Genomic DNA, 16,034 nt, shown 5'->3' with positions numbered 1-16,034 from the left:
GGACAGCCATGCCTTCTTTCGACACTCCCGAACCGATCTCGGTCACCGCCTACGTGTACGCCGGTTCCATCCGGTTCACGGCGGGCGACCGCCTCGACTCCGTCGTCGAGGTGCAGCCCCGCGACCCGAAGAAGGACCTGGACGTGCGGTCGGCCGACCAGACCGAGGTCACGTACGCGAGCGGCGTCCTGACCGTCAGCACGCCCAAGGCCAATCTGCTCGGGCGCGGCGGCACCGTCGACGTGACGGTGGAACTGCCCACGGGCTCGCGCATCGACATGACCGGCGCCGGCACCAATGTGCTCGGCGAGGGCCGGCTCGGCGAGGTCCGTGTGAAGACCTCGGCCGGCGACGTCCGCCTCGACACCACCGGCCCGCTGAAGCTGACCGCCTCGCACGGCTCGATCACCGTGGACCGGGTCGAGGGCATGGCCGAGATCACCAGCAGCACCGGCAACGTGCGCGTCGGCACCGTCGACGGCCCCGCCGTCCTGAAGAACTCGCACGGCACCACCACCGTCGGCGCCGTGACCGGCGAGCTGCGGGTGAACGGCGCCAACGGCGGCATCGACATCGCGCGCGCCGAGGCGTCGGTCACCGGCACCACGACCAACGGCTACCTTCGCGTCGCCGAAGTCGCCCGCGGCAACATCCAGTTGGAGACCTCCAACGGCCCCATCGAGGTCGGCATTCGTGAGGGCACCGCCGCCTGGCTCGACGTGAGCTCCAACCGCGGGCAGGTACGCAACACGCTCGCCGCTTCCGAGGCCCCGGAGCAGACCGAGGACACCGTCAAGGTCCGCGCACGGACCAACTGGGGCAACATCGACGTCCTCCGCGCCAAAGCCTGAGCGTCCTCACCCCCCGCACCAGCCTCATCTCTTCCGATCCCCAGTCACTACAGCCTTCGAAAAGGAGGGCCCCGTGCCTTCGTCTGTCATGCCCACATCCAGGCGGGACGACGGTCACCCGTCGCCGGCCGCCGTCTCCACCGTCGGTCTGCGCAAGTCGTACGGTGACAAGACCGTCCTCGACGGCATCGATCTGCACATCCCGGCCGGGTCCGTGTTCGCGCTGCTCGGGCCGAACGGCGCCGGCAAGACCACTGCCGTGAAGATCCTGTCCACGCTCATCGCCGCCGACGGCGGGCAGGCCCAGGTCGCGGGCCATGACGTCGCCACGTCACCGGACGGGGTGCGTGCCGCGATCGGCGTCACCGGGCAGTTCTCCGCTGTGGACGGGCTGATCACCGGTGAGGAGAACATGCTCCTCATGGCGGACCTGCACCACCTCTCCAAGCGCGAGGGACGGCAGGTCACCGCCGAGCTGTTGGAGCGGTTCGACCTGGTCGAGGCTGCGAAGAAGCCGGCCTCCACCTACTCCGGCGGCATGAAGCGCCGCCTCGACATCGCCATGACTCTGGTCGGCAACCCCCGGATCATCTTCCTCGACGAGCCGACCACCGGCCTCGACCCGCGCTCCCGGCACAACATGTGGGGCATCATCCGCGAGCTGGTCTCCGACGGGGTGACGGTCTTCCTCACCACGCAGTACCTGGAGGAGGCCGACGAGCTCGCCGACCGTATCGCGGTGCTGAACGACGGCAAGATCGCCGCCGAGGGGAGCGCCGACGAGCTGAAGCGGCTCATCCCCGGCGGACACGTGCGACTCCGCTTCTCCGACCCGGCCGCGTACCAGTCGGCCGCCGTCGCCCTGCGCGAGGCCACCCGGGACGGTGACGCACTGGCGCTGCAGATCCCCAGCGACGGCAGCCAGCGCGAGCTGCGCTCCATCCTCGACTGGCTGGACGCGGCCGGCATCGAGGCGGACGAGCTGACCGTGCACACCCCCGACCTCGACGACGTGTTCTTCGCCCTGACCGGCGCCAGCGTGCCCACCCAGCCCAACCAGTCCCAGGAGACAGTCCGATGAGCTCCCTCTCCCTCGCCGTACGAGACTCGTCCACGATGCTGCGCCGCAACCTCCTGCACGCGCGGCGCTACCCGTCCCTGACGCTGAATTTGCTGCTGACGCCGATCGTCCTGCTGCTGCTGTTCGTCTACATCTTCGGCGACGTGATGAGTGCGGGCATCGGCGGCGGCGGCGCCGATCGCTCCGAGTACATCGCGTATCTCGTCCCGGGCATCCTGCTGATGACCATCGGCGGCACCCTGGTCGGGACCGCAGTGTCCGTCTCCAACGACATGACCGAGGGCATCATCGCCCGCTTCCGCACGATGGCGATCCACCGCGGTTCCGTGCTCATCGGACACGTCATAGGCAGCGTGCTGCAGGCGGTCATCAGCGTGGCTCTCGTCGGCGCCGTCGGCGTGGCCATCGGTTTCCGCTCCACGGATGCCACGGCCTTGGAGTGGATCGCGGCGTTCGGGCTGCTCGCGCTGTTCGCCCTGGCCCTCACCTGGATCGCGGTCGGGATGGGCCTGGTCAGCCCGAACGCCGAGGCGGCCAGCAACAACGCGCTGCCGCTGATCTTCCTGCCGCTCATCTCCAGCGCCTTCGTCCCGGTCGACGCGATGCCGGGCTGGTTCCAGCCGATCGCCGAGTACCAGCCGTTCACGCCGACCATCGAGACCCTGCGCGGCCTGCTGCTCGGCACCGAGATCGGCAACAACTGGTGGATCGCGATCGTCTGGTGCCTGGGCCTGGCGGCGCTCGGCTACCGCTGGTCGAAGGCGGTGCTCAACCGCGACCCGAAATGACCGGGCGGGCTGCCTCCCGCAGCTCGTCCCGCCCCAGGGCGGCGCACTCCGACACCGCGTCGGCGTACGCCGCCCCGTCGGCGTTCTCCGCCGCCTGCCGGGCCTGAGCCGCCGACATCGTCGGCCGGAACTCGCGCTGCCTACGCAGCCGCCCGCCCTGCGCATCGAGCACCACGCAGCAGTGATGCTCCTTACCGATGTCCACCCCGGCCCAGACCTCGAGCATGGCCGCTCCTCCGCGAGCTGGTTGTCTTCCGGTCCCATGGACGGCCTCTCCGACGTAGTCGCTGCAGAGCGATCAAGTCGCCTACCCCAATGCGTGGTTCAGACCGTCGCAGGGAGCCGAGCGGCCAAGTCATTGCGGCCATCGAACGGCAACGGGTTTTCAGCCGTACCCGGAGCCCTCGGGCCCTCCGATCGTAGGAAGGGGCCGGTTCGGACCCACCTCGGAAGGTAGGACGGGTTCTGACACCCGGACTGGCGAGGTGCGGTCACCGCCCGTGTGATGCACGGTCAGTTCCGACGCGCTGCAGGGTAGTCGGACCACCTGGCGCGGGCGAGGATCGCCCGACGTTCGGCGGTTCGCGGGCCCAGGCCGCCTCATTCACCGCTCGCGCTCATTCTCCGCCGCGGAGCGTACCGTCGAGATCGCCCGACCACGCCGGGGGTGCGGTTCGGCCCGTATCGGACGGTGTCGTTCGACGGCTGCAGCTCGATCAAGGTGCCTGACAGCGAGCGCAACCGGGGCTGGCTGGGGCGGTGCCCGCACGGCGGGAATCCCCAAGTCGAGCTGATGACGCTGGTCGAGACCGGCACCCGGTCCGTGATCGCGGCGGTCTTCGGCCCCACCCGGGAGGGCGAGACCTCCTACCCACCAGGCTGTTGCACCATCTGGGCCCCGGGATGCTGGTGCTGTGGGACCGGTGTTTCGACAGCAACGGCTTCCTCACCGCCGTGCACGCTACCGGCGCACAGGTCCTGGGCCGCATCCGCCAGCGCCGCCGCCCACGTCGAAACCCCGGACGAGATAGTGCGTCGCCCAGCTCGCACCGATCGTGCCGGTGCCGACGATCGCCACGCGGTGGACGGGTGAGTGCGCATTCATGGCTGGTCACTGCTCCTGGGACACGGGCGGTGGGGGAGAGAGGCGGCCGACCTGGCGGGCATCAGCGGCCGTGCCAGACGGGAGCGCGCTTCTCGGTGAACGCTTGTGCGCCTTCTCGTGCGTCCTCGCTGGAGAACAGCCCACTCGTGAGCTCCTCCTGGCGGGTGAAGGCGTCACTCTCGTTCAGGCCCTGCGTTTCGCGCAGGACCTCCTTGACGGCCGCCAGCGCCAGCGGCGCGTTCCGGGCGACGCGCTCCGCCAGCTCCCAGGCCCCGTCCAGCGCGGCGCCCGGTGGGGTGAGCTCGTTGACGAGGCCGTACTCCTTGCCTTCGGCGGCGGTCAGCGGCTCGCCCGTGAGCAGGACGCGCGCGGCGACGTGGTACGGAAGGCGACGCGGCAGCCTGACCAGTCCGCCCGTTGCCGCCACGAGACCGCGCGTGACCTCGGGAAGACCGAACCGGGCGTCTTCGGCGGCAACGATCAGATCGCAGGCGAGCACCATCTCGAAGCCGCCACCGAGCGCCCAGCCCTCGACCGCGGCGATCAACGGCTTGCGCACAGCGGTGCCGGTGAGCCCGCCGAATCCGCGGCCGGGGATCACCGGCAGCTCGCCCTTGGCGAATGCCTTGAGATCCATGTCGGCGCTGAACACCCCGCCGGCACCCGTGAGTACGCCGACGGACAGCTCCGGGTTCGCGTCGAGCAGATCGACGGCCGCCGCGAGCTGTACCGCGGCCTTGTGGTCGACGGCGTTCTTCTGGGCCGGGCGGTTGATGGTGATGATCAGCACGCCGCCGCGGCGCTCGTGAAGCACCATGTCGGACGCTTCGGACGCCGTGCTCATCGCGGCGTCTCCGCTTCCGTCGCGCCGGGGATCGCTCCCTTGGCGCGCAGCTCGGCGATCTCGGAGGGGCCGAATCCCAGCTCGGCCAGGATCTCGTCGTTGTGCTCGCCCAGATCGGGCGCTCGCTTCGCCGGCACCTTCGGCACCCCGCGGAGGTTGACGGGGCTGCTGATGGTTTCCTCCAGCCCGCTGACTCCTTCCAGCGGCACGACGATGTCGTTCGCGCGCAGTTGCGCGTCCTGCGCGGCCTCCTCCGGCGTCTGAATGAGGCTGTAGGTGACGCGTTCCCGGCCCAGGGCGTCCTTCCAGTGGGCGAAGGGCCGCGAGCGGAACTCGGCGTCGAGCAGCTCGCTCAGCGCGGCGGAGTTCTTGACGAAGCCCTCGACGTCCGCGAAACGGGGATCCTCGAGCAGTTCAGGGTGCCCGATGGCCCGCGTCAGTCCCGGCCAGTGCGCGGGTGAGGCGACCAGCATGAACCACTCGTCGTCCGCGGTCCGGTAGGGGTTGATCAGCGGGTTCGCCGGCGCCTTCCGGTCGTGGAGCTCGAACGGCGTGCCGCCGGCCAGCGCGCCGGCCACGAGGGTTCCGGTGGCCCAGACGCCCGCGGCGAGCAGCGACGTCCCGACGCTGGCTCCTTGTCCCGTGCGCTCACGGCGGTACAGGGCGGTCACGATCGCCGCGTAGATGGCGATCGCCGACATGTAGTCGCCACTGCCCCAGACCGGCACCGTCGGCGGGGCTCCCGCATCCCGGGTGGAGGCCAGCAGCCCGCTGCGCGACCAGGCGGCGGTCAGGTCGAAGCCCGGCTGCCCGGCGTCGGGGCCGGCGTCCCCGAAGCCGGTGATGTCGGCGTAGATGACGCTGGGGTTCCAGCCCGCGACCTCTTCGTAGCCGAGGTGCAGCTTCTCGCGTGTGCCGTGCGGGAAGTTGGTGACCACCACGTCGGCCCATTCGACGAGGCGCTTGAGGACTTCGGTGGCCGCCGGTGACTTCAGGTTGATTACCATGCCGCGCTTGTTGCGGTTGGCGAGGTGCCAGCTGTAGTTGGCCTGCGCTCGGGGGCTGGGGGGGACGGAGCTGAGCCGCCGCTGGGGGTCGCCCTGACCGGGTGGCTCGATCTTGATGACGTCCGCTCCGAAGTCGGAGAGCACGGTGGCCGCGGCCGGTCCCGCGATGAAGCTCGACGCGTCGAGGACCTTCAGGCCGGTGAAGACGTATTCGGTGGTCATCGTCTTCACCTCACGAAGGCGCTCAGGCCGTCGGTGACGGCGCGTCCGACGATGAGGGTCTGGATCTCGCGCGTGCCCTCGTACGAGTAGATGGCCTCGGCGTCGGCGACGAAGCGGCCGACCTTGTAGTCGAGGAGAATGCCGTTGCCGGCCAGCAGTTCCCGGGCCCACCCCACGTTCTCGCGCATCCGCACGGTGCAGTAGGCCTTCGCCAGGGCGGACTGTTCATCCCGGAATACCCCGGCGTCCTGCAACTGAGCCAGGCGCGTCATCATCCCGCACGAGGCCGTGGCGTTGCCGAGCATCTTCACGAGCAGATCCTGCACGAGTTGGAAGCCCCCGATCGGGCGCCCGAACTGTTCCCGGTCTTTCGCGTACTGCAGGGCGATCTCGTAGGCTGCGAACATCACACCCACCGCCTGCCACGCCACGCCGCTGCGTGTCTGGCGCAGGATCTTGGCGGTGTCCTTGAACGAGTTCGCGTTCTGCAGCCGGTTGGTCTCCGGAACGCGGCATCCGTCGAGCACGATGTCGGCGTTCTGCACGATCCGCAGCGCCATCTTGTTCTCGATCTTCGTCGCGGCGAACCCGGGGGCGTCCTTCTCCACGACGAAGCCCAGCACATGACGAGTCTCGACATCGCGGGCCCAGATGACGACCAGGTCGGCGAACGTCGCGTTGCCGATCCACCGCTTGGCTCCGTCGAGGATCCATACATCGCCGTCGCGGCGCGCGGTCGTCTCCAGGCCGCCGGCCACGTCGGAGCCGCCGTGCGGCTCGGTCAACCCGAAGGCGCCGATCTTCTCGAAGCGGCTCATCGCCGGCAGCCACCGCCGCTTCTGTTCGTCGGAGCCGCAGGTGAGGATGGTGCCCATGGCCAGACCGGTGTGCACGCCGCAGAACGTGGCCACGGACGCGTCGACATGCGCCAACTCCAGCGCGAGGAAGCCCGCGAGGAGGTTGCTCGGCCTGGATTTCGGAGAGTCCGGGTCGGCCCAGTCCATGAGACCGAGCCTCCCGAAGCCATCGACCAGCTGGAAGGGGAACTCGGCCCGGGCCCAGTAGTCGTCGACGATCGGTGCGACCTGGGTACGGAGGAACTCGCGGACGGACTCGAGCTGTTCCCGCTCCCCGTCTGACAGCAATTGCTCGTAGGCGAAGAAGTCGGCGGGCAGCAGCCCTTTGTCCAGGTAGGGACCGGACGGTGTCGGCAGGGTCGTTGTGCCGCTCATTGCAGTCTCCCTCAAGCGTTGTCGGGCGTGGCCCGGAGACCCGCGCCCGTCAGCGCTCTCGGCTCCCGGCATTCCGGTTCTCGGGCGCGATTAAACGCCGATACAGGGGCGGCCCCCCGGACCCGCGCCGCCCAAGGGTGCTGTGTCGCCGCGGACCACCCGAGTGGCCCGTCGCCGCCGGTACGGGAGAGGTTGAAGGGCGCTCTTGCCGACGTCCAAGCCCAGAAAGAGGCCCACGTCGCCGGTGTTGTCGGCGTACTCCTGTGAGTACTCCACGAAGTACGGAGATGTCTGCACCAGTGAGAGGCTTGGGACGGTCGGCGTCATCTCGTGGGCATGGCGGGGGTAGGGCGGTGAACCTCCAGCACGACTGCGGTGCCGGCCCCGGTCCAGTCATGCTCATCTGTTGGCCGGTTTCGACGTGCTTCCAGTGAGAGGGGGTGAGGGGAATGAGGTGGACAGTGGCCCGGCCCCCGGGCTTCAGAATGAGGGCGGCGTCGGCGGCGCCGGGCGAGCCGACCGTGGTGTGAGCGCACCCGTCGCCATCATCGCCGACATCGATATCACCGCCAGAAGGCGGATGCGTCTCATTGGTCTTTACAGAGCCGGAAGCGAGTCCGCTCACAGCCGTGAGACCCGTCCTTCGTTTCCTGGGTGTATTACGGCCACCCTTGCGCCTACTCATGCCCTCGGGCGTCGCGGAGAATGACGGTATGAACCAGATCGTGGAGCTGGGAGAATTTCTCCGTTCGTGCCGTGGCCGGCTCACCCCCGCAGACGCGGGAATGCCCAGGACCGCCCGACGGCGTGTACCTGGCCTACGCCGCGAGGAGCTCGCCCAGCTGGCAGGCGTCAGCGTCGACTACTACACGCGCCTGGAACAGGGGCGCAGTCGCACCGCTTCGCCGGAGATCCTCGAATCGCTGGCGGCAGCGCTGCGCCTGGACGACACCGAACGCGTACATCTGTTCGATCTTGCTAACCGGCGCCCCATCCTGGACCGGCGGTCCAGGCCCTCCCGGGCCGAGCGCGTCAGTCCGGCCGTCCATCAGCTGCTGACCACTCTGGATGCCGCCTACTGTCCGGCATTCGTCCTGGGGCGGCGCACGGACGTGGTGGCCTCCAATCCGCTCTCTCGCGCACTGATCGCCGACTTCGACGCCATGCCCGCGAGCGAGCGCAATCAGACCCGGTTCCTCTTCCTCGACCCGGCCGCCCGCGAGCTGTACGCGGACTGGGAGACCGTCGCCGCGGACACGGCGGCCATGCTGCGCATGGATGCCGGGCGCCACCCCGACGACCCGCAACTCGGCGAACTGGTCGGCGAACTCGCCCTGCGCAGCGAGCACTTCCGCGCGTACTGGGCCGAGCGCAGGGTCCATGAGCGGACCGAGGGGACCAAGGGGTACCACCATCCGGTCGCCGGGGACCTCACCGTCACCTACCAAGCTCTCGCCCTGCCCGGCGACAGCAATCAGACCCTGTTCATCTACAGCACCGACCCGGGCTCCTCCTCCGAAACCGCGCTGCGGTTCCTGGCGACATGGTCGACCGAACCTCTCGCAGACCAGGCGCGGACCGCGGTACGCAGCGAGCCGGACAACGCGGCCTGAACCGCCGGGCCGAGCGCAGGTAGGCGCTCGGCACCGGCCCGGCTCGGTCCTCAATCAGTTTCCGCGTACCTGACCAGCGACGCTGTCTCCACCTCTACGACCTGAGCACCGTTGAGACATTCGAGAGCGGCCACCCATCAGGGCACATCATGATCGGCTCAACGTCGGCCTCAACCGATTTCGGGAAGGCTAGCCTGGGGATATGAGCGACAGCACCCCATTGGGAGAGTTCCTCAGAGCACGGCGCGAAGCCCTCAAGCCGCAGGACGTGGGCCTGCCCGAACACGGCCGCCGGCGGGTGCCCGGGCTGCGCCGCGAGGAAGTCGCGATGCTCGCCGGTGTGAGCTCCGACTACTACATGCGCCTGGAGCAGGGGCGCGAGTCCAGCCCGTCGCCCCAGGTCGTCGACGCCGTCGCGGACGCCCTCCACCTGGATGACGAAGCCATCGACCACCTGCGCAGACTTACCCGGGCGCCTCAAGAACGCCGCACCATTCCTGCCGGCCACGACCAGGTGAATCCGCAGCTGCTCCAGCTGCTCGACAGCTGGCCCGACACCTCCGCCTTCGTCGTGGGCCCGGCCCTGGACATCCTGGCGCACAACGCCCTCGCGGCCGCACTGCACAGCGGCTTTCAGCGATTCGACAACCTGGCCCGCATGGTCTTCGTCGACCCGGCGGGCCGCGACTTCTACCAGGACTGGGAAAAGGCTGCACACTCGTGCGTAGCCGAAATCCGCGCCGCCTACGGATATGATCCGAAATCCGCACGGATCGCCGAAGTCGTGGAAAGTCTTTGCCTGAAGAGCCCGGAATTTGCCGAGCTGTGGGCACGGCACAATGTGAAGGGCAAGACCCGGCAGACGAAGAACCTCAGACATGCCCAGGTCGGTGACCTGCAGATCCAGTTCTCCGCTTTCACGGTCAATGAAGCCCCTCATCAGCAGCTGGTCGTCTATCAGGCCGAACCCGCCAGCTCGACCGCGACCGCATTTGCCGAACTCCGCTCACAGATCGACAACCGCCAGGGCGAGCAGGAACAGGGCGAAGCGGAGTGGATCCCCGAATCGACTCACCACCCGTGATGTGCTGGCCGCCCACCGGCACGTCGTGGAACGCCTTGTGACAGGCCTCGAACTCATTGCCGTGGTCCTTGCCGCAGTGCTGCTGATGACCTGGCTGGCCCGCCGCCTCCACCTGAGCGAGCCGCTGATGCTGCTCGGCGGAGGCATTCTCATCGGCCTCACGCCGCACTTCGACCATGTCGACCTACCGCCCGACGTCGTACTTCTGGTCTTCCTGCCGGCACTCCTGTACTGGGAGACACTGACCACGTCGCTGCGCGAGATCAAGACGAACTTCCGGTCGATCGCCCTGCAGTCGACCGGCCTCGTTCTGGTGACCGCGCTTGCCGTAGCCGCGGTTGCGCATGCACTCGGCTACGCATGGCCGATCGCCTTCGTTCTCGGAGCGGTGCTGGCACCCACCGACGTAGCGGCGGTCGCCGCGGTGGCGAAGGCCATGCCGCGACGCATCGTGACACTGCTGCGCACCGAGAGTCTCCTCAACGACGGCACGGCTCTGGTGCTTCTCGCCGTGAGCCTGGAACTTCTGACCGCAGGCCGGCCGTTCTCCTGGGCCGGCACCACCGTGCGCTTCGTGGAGTCCTACGCCGGCGGCGCGATCATCGGCGCGGCGATCGCCCTGGCCCTGATCCCCGTGCGCCGACACCTGAAAGACCGCAGCCTGCACAGCGGTCTGAGCGTCGCCACCCCGTTCATCGCCTTCCTGCCCGCCGAAGCCCTGCACGTCTCGGGCGTCCTGGCCGTGGTCACCTGCGCACTGGTCACCAGCCGTGTAGGACCGGGGCTCATCCGTTCCGACGCCCGTCTCGAGGCCACCGCCTTCTGGGAAGTCACCACGTTCCTGCTCAACGGCGCACTGTTCGTCCTGGTCGGCGTCCAGACGCCCGCCGCCGTCCGCGCGCTGACCTCCATCTCCCTGCTTCAGGCGACCATGATTGCTGCCGCGGTCAGCGCGACCGTCATCGCCGCCCGTGGGGCATGGTTCTACACCATCCCCTATCTGATCCGTCTTGTGGACCGCCGCCCGCAGCAACGTCAACGGCGCATCGGCGCACGGCAGCGACTGCCACTCGCATGGGCCGGGATGCGCGGAGCGATCTCCCTCGCCGCAGCACTGACGATCCCCGCGATAACGGCCGACGGACAACCCCTGGCACAGCGCGACGCGGTCGTCTTCATCACCGTGGTCGTCATCACCGTCACCCTCGCAGTACTGGGCCCGGCCCTCCCGGCGGTCGTGCGCAGCGCGCGGTTCACCGAAGATGCCGACGAAGCAGCCGAAGAGGAACTCGCCGTACGTCAACTGGCAACTACCGCGCTGGCGGAGCTGCCTGCCCTGGCCAACCGGTTTCCCGTGCCGCAGACGACCATGGCCTACATCGTCAAGGACCTGCGCAAGCACGCCGTCACAGGTGCGGGTGAAACCCATGACCAAGGAATCCGCATCAAACACCGGCAGATGAGGGCCGCGTACGCGCTCGAGACAGAGCTTCTGGGTGTCAAGCGCGCCGCTTTGAACGATCTGCGCAACCAGGGCCGCATTGATGACATCGTCCTGCGCCGGGTGCAACACCATCTGGACACCGAGGAACAGCGCCTGACCATGAGGGTGTCCTTGCTCCCGTCTTCCGCCCACGCGACAGGTGAGCCGGATGCGGCACACCAAGGCGGCTCCCCTGCCTCCTGAAAGAACCCGCGGATGCGTGCCGGTGTGGCGCGCTTTCGTATGTGCGAGTTCTCGGGGGCAGAGGGTGGGGCTACTTGCCCCCTCCGGGTCGCCGTCGGTGCAGCTCTGTCCGCCGTCGACGGGGAAGGCGATGACGGTGATGACGGCGGTTTGACGGCGTTGCACCGGCGTGGGACGGCCGCGGATGAGCCGCTTGGTGATGCCCTGCTGCTCTGGCGAGCCCCCGACCGTCTCGGAATCAGCAGCGCGGTTCGCTTCGGCAGCTCGCCGAACCGGGCGCGGCGCCGTTTCGGCAGGCTCGGGGCTCCGGTGCGCAGGTTCAGATTGCATGTGCATCGTCACTTCAAGCGCCTGGTGACGGCTTCTGGCCGGTTGCGGGTCGTTACGGCCGACCAGGGCCGGGGTTCCGCCGTGGGCCGACCAGGGGGTGTTTCCGTGGCGAGCGTCCGGGGGCCGGCCGGAGCGGCTCAGCCCAGGTAGAAGTCCTTGCGGGCGGCCACGAACGCCTCGATGGATTGGGCAGGTACGCCTGTCACGCGCTCGACGTCGTCGGAGGCGCGGTCGTAGCGGTTCTCGCGGTGCAGTCGGGCCATGGTGGCGATGTGCTGCTCGGTGTGCGGCGGCAGGCCCACCTTGGCGAGCACCTCGGTCCGCCACTGGTCCAGCGGCACGTCCACGTAGGACACCGGGCGCCCGAGCGCCCGTGAGAACGCCTCGGCCATCTCGGTCATGTCGACCGTGCGCGGCCCGGTCAGTTCGTAGACGTGTCCAATGTGCGGTGCCGGGTCGCGGAGCACGGTGGAGACCACCCGGGCGACGTCGGCAACGGCGACCGGCGATGTGCGGCCGGTGCCGAACGGCAGCGCGATGGTGCCGCTCTCCTTGATCGTCCGGGCGGGCAGCGCGGTGAACAGCGGGTTGTCCAGGAACGAGGTCGGCCGGATGTGGACCACCGGCAGGCCCGACCAGTTCAGTACCTGCTCCGCCAGCCAGTGCAGCCGCTGCTGGTGCGACTCCGCGGTGCTGGTGGCGGTCATCTGGGACACTGTCATCTGGGACATGTCGACCAGGCCGTCCAGCTCCCCGTGCTCGAGGGCCACGCTGGCCACCACGGTTGTTGCCAGCAGGTGGTCCGGCGATACGGGCATCGCGAAGTACATGCTTCCGACACCCTGCAGGGCGGCGTCGACGGTCTCGGGCCGGGTCAGATCGCCCACGACGACCTCTGCGCCGAGCGCCCGCAGCTCAGCCGCACGCTCGTCGTCGCGGCGGACCATCGCGCGCACCGGCACGTCCTGCGCGCGCAGTTGGTCGAGGACGGTGCGGCCCACGCCACCGGCGTTCGCGATGAGAACAAGCTTGCTTGCAGCCATTGATCGATCTCCTTGTCGGGAGCTGAGCGGAGGTGTGATCACAGGTGCGTGTGGTGGGTGGAAAGGTTTCGGGACGTACGGCGGAGTGGCTGAGTCGGCTTCACGGGATGCCGTGTGGAGGGGCCGACCGCGTGAACCGCGATCAAAACGGTCCCGGCTTTGGTGTGCAAGGCGTTCCCTTGCGTCGTGGAAGTACCGATCGCCGCGCCGTACCGCCGCGTCTCTGGGGCCGCCGTTGCAGTTCCCGTCCACCCAGCCGCGGCCGAGGGACTTCGGTCGGATGCCGGGAGCCGGGCGGTCGTGACCTGCTTCCCTCAGCCTAGACTCGATACCGGCTTCGAGCCCTGCGTCGAGTGGGGCGGGACGCTCCAGGCGTTACAGAGAGTGAACCTCGGTCGTTCGGAGCCACCCAGCCCCCGCGTAGCCCGCCGGCCGTGGCGGATCCCGGCCCTTCGTGACGCGGCTGCTGCCCTGGACGGGCGCATCGGCAGGAGGAGTCGCGGCGAGCAGGCGCCAGAGGGCAGGGGAGCGGACGCCTCCTGGCGGCAGTCGCCTGTCGGCGTTCGGCCCTGACCAGCGGCGCGCTGGTCCTGGGCCCGCACCGGGGAGATCAGCAGGGCGGCGCGCGGTCGATGCCGGTCCCATGGCATTCGGACGCCTGGCGTGGAGCGCATCTCCGCGCCCACCGATCGTGCGCCGGTGTTGCGCCCAAGGGCTGAAAGGACGGCCGCCATGCAGGCTGGTCGCGGCCCGTTGTACCCCTGGTCGGCCTCACGTGTGTCAGCGGCCGGGGAGCCGCTGGTTGATCTCCTGAAGCACCCAGCCGTTGCCGTCGGGGTCACTGAAGGTGGCGAATGTCTGTGAAGCGTTGGCGATGCCGCGTTGAGTGCGGTGAGCCGCACCATGAACGATGACGTGCCTTCAGCAGCACGGTGGTGCGAACGCGATGGGGCTGGACGCGAGCTTGGTTGGGTGGCCGGGTACTGAGCTGATCGTGCCCCATGGACATGCGGGCTGTCCGGCGTAGAACGCTAGAGGTCGAGGACGACTTCGGTGGTCGGTTGGCTGCAGCACGCCAGGATGGTGCCGGGCTCGGGGGGCTCGAGGGGTTGGGGGGTGTAGGTGATGTCGCCCGAGACGAGGGTGGTGATGCACGTGTGACAGACGCCCGTGCGGCACGACCAGCGCGTCGGAATGTCGCAGGCCTCGGCGAGTTCGAGGAGTGATGCGCGGGCGGCCGACCAGCGGGTGGCGACGCCGCTGCGGGCGAAGGTGACGAGCGGGCCGGTGCCTGTGGGACCAGGTGGCTGGTGCGGTCTGACCGTGGTGGTCGGTGTGATGCCGGGGTTGATGGCGGGGAGAGCGCTGAAAGCTTCGGTGTGGATCTGCTCGGGGCTCAGGCCGTGATCGCGCAGGTAGCGGCCGAGGTTGTCCATGAAGGCGGGCGGACCGCAGACGTAGGCGTCGGCGTCAGGGGGAACGCCCATGGCGGCCAGTGAGTGGGCGGTCAGACGCCCCTGACTGATGTGGGGCTCGTCGGCATGCGGGGCGGGTTCGTCGGGTGCGGTGTAGGCGATGTACTCGCGGGCGTTGGGGAGCTTCGCCACGAGCGCGTGGGTTTCGTCCGCGAAGGCGTGGTGGGTGCGGTCGCGGGCGGTGTGGATCCACCATACCGGCCGTGGGTCCCGTGCAGAGGTGAGGCGGTGGAGCATGGCCAGCACGGGGGTGGCGCCGATTCCTGCGGAGATCAGAACGACGGGGCGGATGCCGTCTTCAAGGACGAAGGTGCCGCGGGGGCTTGCGACCTCCACGAGATCCCCGGGGTGGACGCTGGTGTGGAGGTAGCTGCTGACCTGCCCGTGGGGCTCGTGCTTCACGCTGATGCGGTAGTAGGTACCGGCACCGGGTGCGGAGGACAGGGAGTAGCTGCGCACCGTGGGGGCTGCGTGATTCGTGGTGAGGCGGATGGACAGGTACTGGCCGGGGCGGGCCTCGGGCAGCGGCGTGCCGTCGGTGGGCTCGAGGTAGATCGAGGAGACGGTGGGGGTCTCGGGGACGATGCGGGCTACGCGCAACGTCTTGAAGCCGGGCCACTCCGGTTCCTGTGTCGGCTGCCGGCCGCTCGCGAGTTCGCGGAAGGACTGCTGCCAACCAGGGCTGAGGGCGGGGATGTTCAGTGCCTTGCGCAGCTTGGCGGGGTCGCGGTCGGGGAGGTAGAGCAGCGCGTCGGTGTCGGCGACCGTGAGTTCTTCCGGGCCCTTGCGGGTGAGGGCGATCTCGTCGCCGGCTCGGACGTGTCCCTCGGTGATGACGCGCAGGTAGAAGCCGGGGCGGTGGTGGGCGACCAGAAGGGAGGCCATGGCGGGTTCGCCCAGGCGCATGCCGACGCGGTAGCAGGTGACGCGGGGTTGGGTGACTTCGAATTCGGCTTCGCCGATGCGGTAGCGGTCACCGATGCACACTGCGTCGTCGGGCAGCCCGTCGACGGTGAAGTTCTCCCCGAAGATGCCGAAGGTCAGGTCGTCCCGGCCGAGCTGCTTTTGCCAGTAGTGATAGGACTGCAGCTGGTAGACGAGGATGGCGCGCATCTCGCCCCCGTGCCCGGCCAGGTCTCCTTGACCGTCGCCGTCGATGTTCAGCCGCCGCACCATCCGGGGACCCTGCACGGGGGCCTTCCACACGCCGGTGTGGACGGTTCTTCCCTGCCAGGAGACGTCTCTGGGCATTCCTACGTTGACGGACAGCAGCGTCGCCATTGCGATTCTCCTGTGTGGGTGGCCGACGCGGGCCGGGCCCCTTACGCCGCCGAGGTCGTAGCGTGCTGCGGCCGAGCCTAGTTCTTGGCCGTTGCCGCCGCTATCTCGCGATCATGAATCTTCTGAGGCATTGGCCGAGATTTCCGAATGATCGAGACGGGCATGGAAATCGGGTGGAGCTATTCGTGTCTCTTCGGCTCATCCTTCATATCGCGCATGGGTCCGCGGAGCGCCTGCCGGGCGGGCGGCAGTCGCAACGGGAGGGGCCGGACCCGTGATCGCGCGCCAGGGCAACGTCGATGCACTCCAGGGTGGCGGCAGGAGCTGTTGTGCCTGGCGGCAGCCGCAGGTGGGGAGACCGGCCGGCCGGTCTCCGGCGGAGGCGGACATG

General features: G+C 68.9%; 12 protein-coding genes and 1 pseudogene. 6 read left to right on the top strand and 7 right to left on the bottom strand.

The genetic code is table 11. The features are described 5' to 3' along the window. The first annotated feature begins 8 nt into the window (after positions 1–8). From ABT078_RS25930 to ABT078_RS25920, 3 genes are all read left to right on the top strand, one after another. On the top strand, positions 9–851 hold the full coding sequence (locus ABT078_RS25930; RefSeq protein WP_351231646.1) for a DUF4097 family beta strand repeat-containing protein: 843 nt from the start codon (positions 9–11) through the stop codon (positions 849–851). Between the two features lie 88 nt (positions 852–939). Next, positions 940–1,932: an ATP-binding cassette domain-containing protein gene (locus tag ABT078_RS25925; RefSeq protein WP_351231674.1), complete on the top strand. Its 993-nt coding sequence runs from the start codon at positions 940–942 to the stop codon at positions 1,930–1,932. Continuing rightward, the gene (locus ABT078_RS25920; RefSeq protein ID WP_351231644.1) at positions 1,929–2,720 is read left to right on the top strand and encodes an ABC transporter permease; all 792 of its coding nucleotides are present in this window, start codon (positions 1,929–1,931) and stop codon (positions 2,718–2,720) included. Before ABT078_RS25925 ends, ABT078_RS25920 begins: the two co-directional genes overlap by 4 nt. Here ABT078_RS25920 and ABT078_RS25915 read toward each other — a convergent pair. From ABT078_RS25915 to ABT078_RS25900, 4 genes are all read right to left on the bottom strand, one after another. Then, a complete protein-coding gene (locus ABT078_RS25915; protein WP_351231678.1) occupies positions 2,701–2,946 on the bottom strand; it encodes a hypothetical protein in 246 nt (81 codons plus the stop codon). The genes ABT078_RS25920 and ABT078_RS25915 overlap by 20 nt on opposite strands. A 940-nt stretch (positions 2,947–3,886) precedes the next feature. Continuing rightward, positions 3,887–4,669 carry a crotonase/enoyl-CoA hydratase family protein gene (locus tag ABT078_RS25910; protein ID WP_351231642.1) on the bottom strand — a complete coding sequence of 261 codons (783 nt, stop codon included), beginning with the start codon at positions 4,667–4,669 and terminating at the stop codon, positions 3,887–3,889. Continuing rightward, complete coding sequence (locus ABT078_RS25905) at positions 4,666–5,898, bottom strand: CaiB/BaiF CoA transferase family protein (RefSeq protein WP_351231640.1); 1,233 nt, start codon at positions 5,896–5,898, stop codon at positions 4,666–4,668. Before ABT078_RS25905 ends, ABT078_RS25910 begins: the two co-directional genes overlap by 4 nt. 5 nt (positions 5,899–5,903) lie before the next feature. Further along, a complete protein-coding gene (locus tag ABT078_RS25900; RefSeq protein WP_351231637.1) occupies positions 5,904–7,130 on the bottom strand; it encodes an acyl-CoA dehydrogenase family protein in 1,227 nt (408 codons plus the stop codon). A gap of 713 nt (positions 7,131–7,843) precedes the next feature. Here ABT078_RS25900 and ABT078_RS25895 point away from each other — a divergent pair. The 3 genes from ABT078_RS25895 (at position 7,844) to ABT078_RS25885 (ending at position 11,514) form a co-directional block, all read left to right on the top strand. Beyond that, positions 7,844–8,743: a helix-turn-helix transcriptional regulator gene (locus tag ABT078_RS25895; RefSeq protein WP_351231635.1), complete on the top strand. Its 900-nt coding sequence runs from the start codon at positions 7,844–7,846 to the stop codon at positions 8,741–8,743. Between the two features lie 202 nt (positions 8,744–8,945). Then, complete coding sequence (locus ABT078_RS25890; protein WP_351231633.1) at positions 8,946–9,827, top strand: helix-turn-helix transcriptional regulator; 882 nt, start codon at positions 8,946–8,948, stop codon at positions 9,825–9,827. A gap of 37 nt (positions 9,828–9,864) precedes the next feature. Then, positions 9,865–11,514 (top strand): Na+/H+ antiporter, encoded by a 1,650-nt coding sequence (locus tag ABT078_RS25885; RefSeq protein WP_351231631.1) that lies wholly within the window; start codon positions 9,865–9,867, stop codon positions 11,512–11,514. 467 nt (positions 11,515–11,981) lie between these two features. On the opposite strand, the gene ABT078_RS25880 is transcribed toward ABT078_RS25885, so the two are convergent. The 3 genes and pseudogenes from ABT078_RS25880 to ABT078_RS25870 all read right to left on the bottom strand — a co-directional run bounded on the left by ABT078_RS25880 (position 11,982) and on the right by ABT078_RS25870 (position 15,643). Then, on the bottom strand, positions 11,982–12,887 hold the full coding sequence (locus ABT078_RS25880; protein ID WP_351231629.1) for an NmrA family NAD(P)-binding protein: 906 nt from the start codon (positions 12,885–12,887) through the stop codon (positions 11,982–11,984). A gap of 780 nt (positions 12,888–13,667) precedes the next feature. Continuing rightward, positions 13,668–13,745 (bottom strand): annotated as a pseudogene (locus tag ABT078_RS25875) (VOC family protein); the annotation flags it as partial. Positions 13,746–13,918: 173 nt separating this feature from the next. Then, positions 13,919–15,643, bottom strand: coding sequence for an MOSC domain-containing protein (locus ABT078_RS25870; protein ID WP_351231627.1), 1,725 nt, complete (start codon positions 15,641–15,643; stop codon positions 13,919–13,921). Between the last annotated feature and the right edge of the window lie 391 nt (positions 15,644–16,034).

The sequence above is a fragment of the Streptomyces sp. NPDC002133 genome (assembly GCF_040296405.1).
GTDB lineage: Bacteria > Actinomycetota > Actinomycetes > Streptomycetales > Streptomycetaceae > Streptomyces.
This window is presented reverse-complemented; position numbering and strand designations above follow the sequence as displayed.

Excerpts from the sequence above, each read along its gene's own strand:
- ABT078_RS25930 (WP_351231646.1), top strand. The coding sequence starts at position 9 with ATGCCTTCTTTCGACACTCCCGAACCGATCTCGGTCACCGCCTACGTG.
- ABT078_RS25925 (WP_351231674.1), top strand. The coding sequence starts at position 940 with ATGCCCACATCCAGGCGGGACGACGGTCACCCGTCGCCGGCCGCCGTC.
- ABT078_RS25920 (WP_351231644.1), top strand. The coding sequence starts at position 1,929 with ATGAGCTCCCTCTCCCTCGCCGTACGAGACTCGTCCACGATGCTGCGC.
- ABT078_RS25915 (WP_351231678.1), bottom strand. The coding sequence starts at position 2,946 with ATGCTCGAGGTCTGGGCCGGGGTGGACATCGGTAAGGAGCATCACTGC.
- ABT078_RS25910 (WP_351231642.1), bottom strand. The coding sequence starts at position 4,669 with ATGAGCACGGCGTCCGAAGCGTCCGACATGGTGCTTCACGAGCGCCGC.
- ABT078_RS25905 (WP_351231640.1), bottom strand. The coding sequence starts at position 5,898 with ATGACCACCGAATACGTCTTCACCGGCCTGAAGGTCCTCGACGCGTCG.
- ABT078_RS25900 (WP_351231637.1), bottom strand. The coding sequence starts at position 7,130 with ATGAGCGGCACAACGACCCTGCCGACACCGTCCGGTCCCTACCTGGAC.
- ABT078_RS25895 (WP_351231635.1), top strand. The coding sequence starts at position 7,844 with ATGAACCAGATCGTGGAGCTGGGAGAATTTCTCCGTTCGTGCCGTGGC.
- ABT078_RS25890 (WP_351231633.1), top strand. The coding sequence starts at position 8,946 with ATGAGCGACAGCACCCCATTGGGAGAGTTCCTCAGAGCACGGCGCGAA.
- ABT078_RS25880 (WP_351231629.1), bottom strand. The coding sequence starts at position 12,887 with ATGGCTGCAAGCAAGCTTGTTCTCATCGCGAACGCCGGTGGCGTGGGC.
- ABT078_RS25870 (WP_351231627.1), bottom strand. The coding sequence starts at position 15,643 with ATGGCGACGCTGCTGTCCGTCAACGTAGGAATGCCCAGAGACGTCTCC.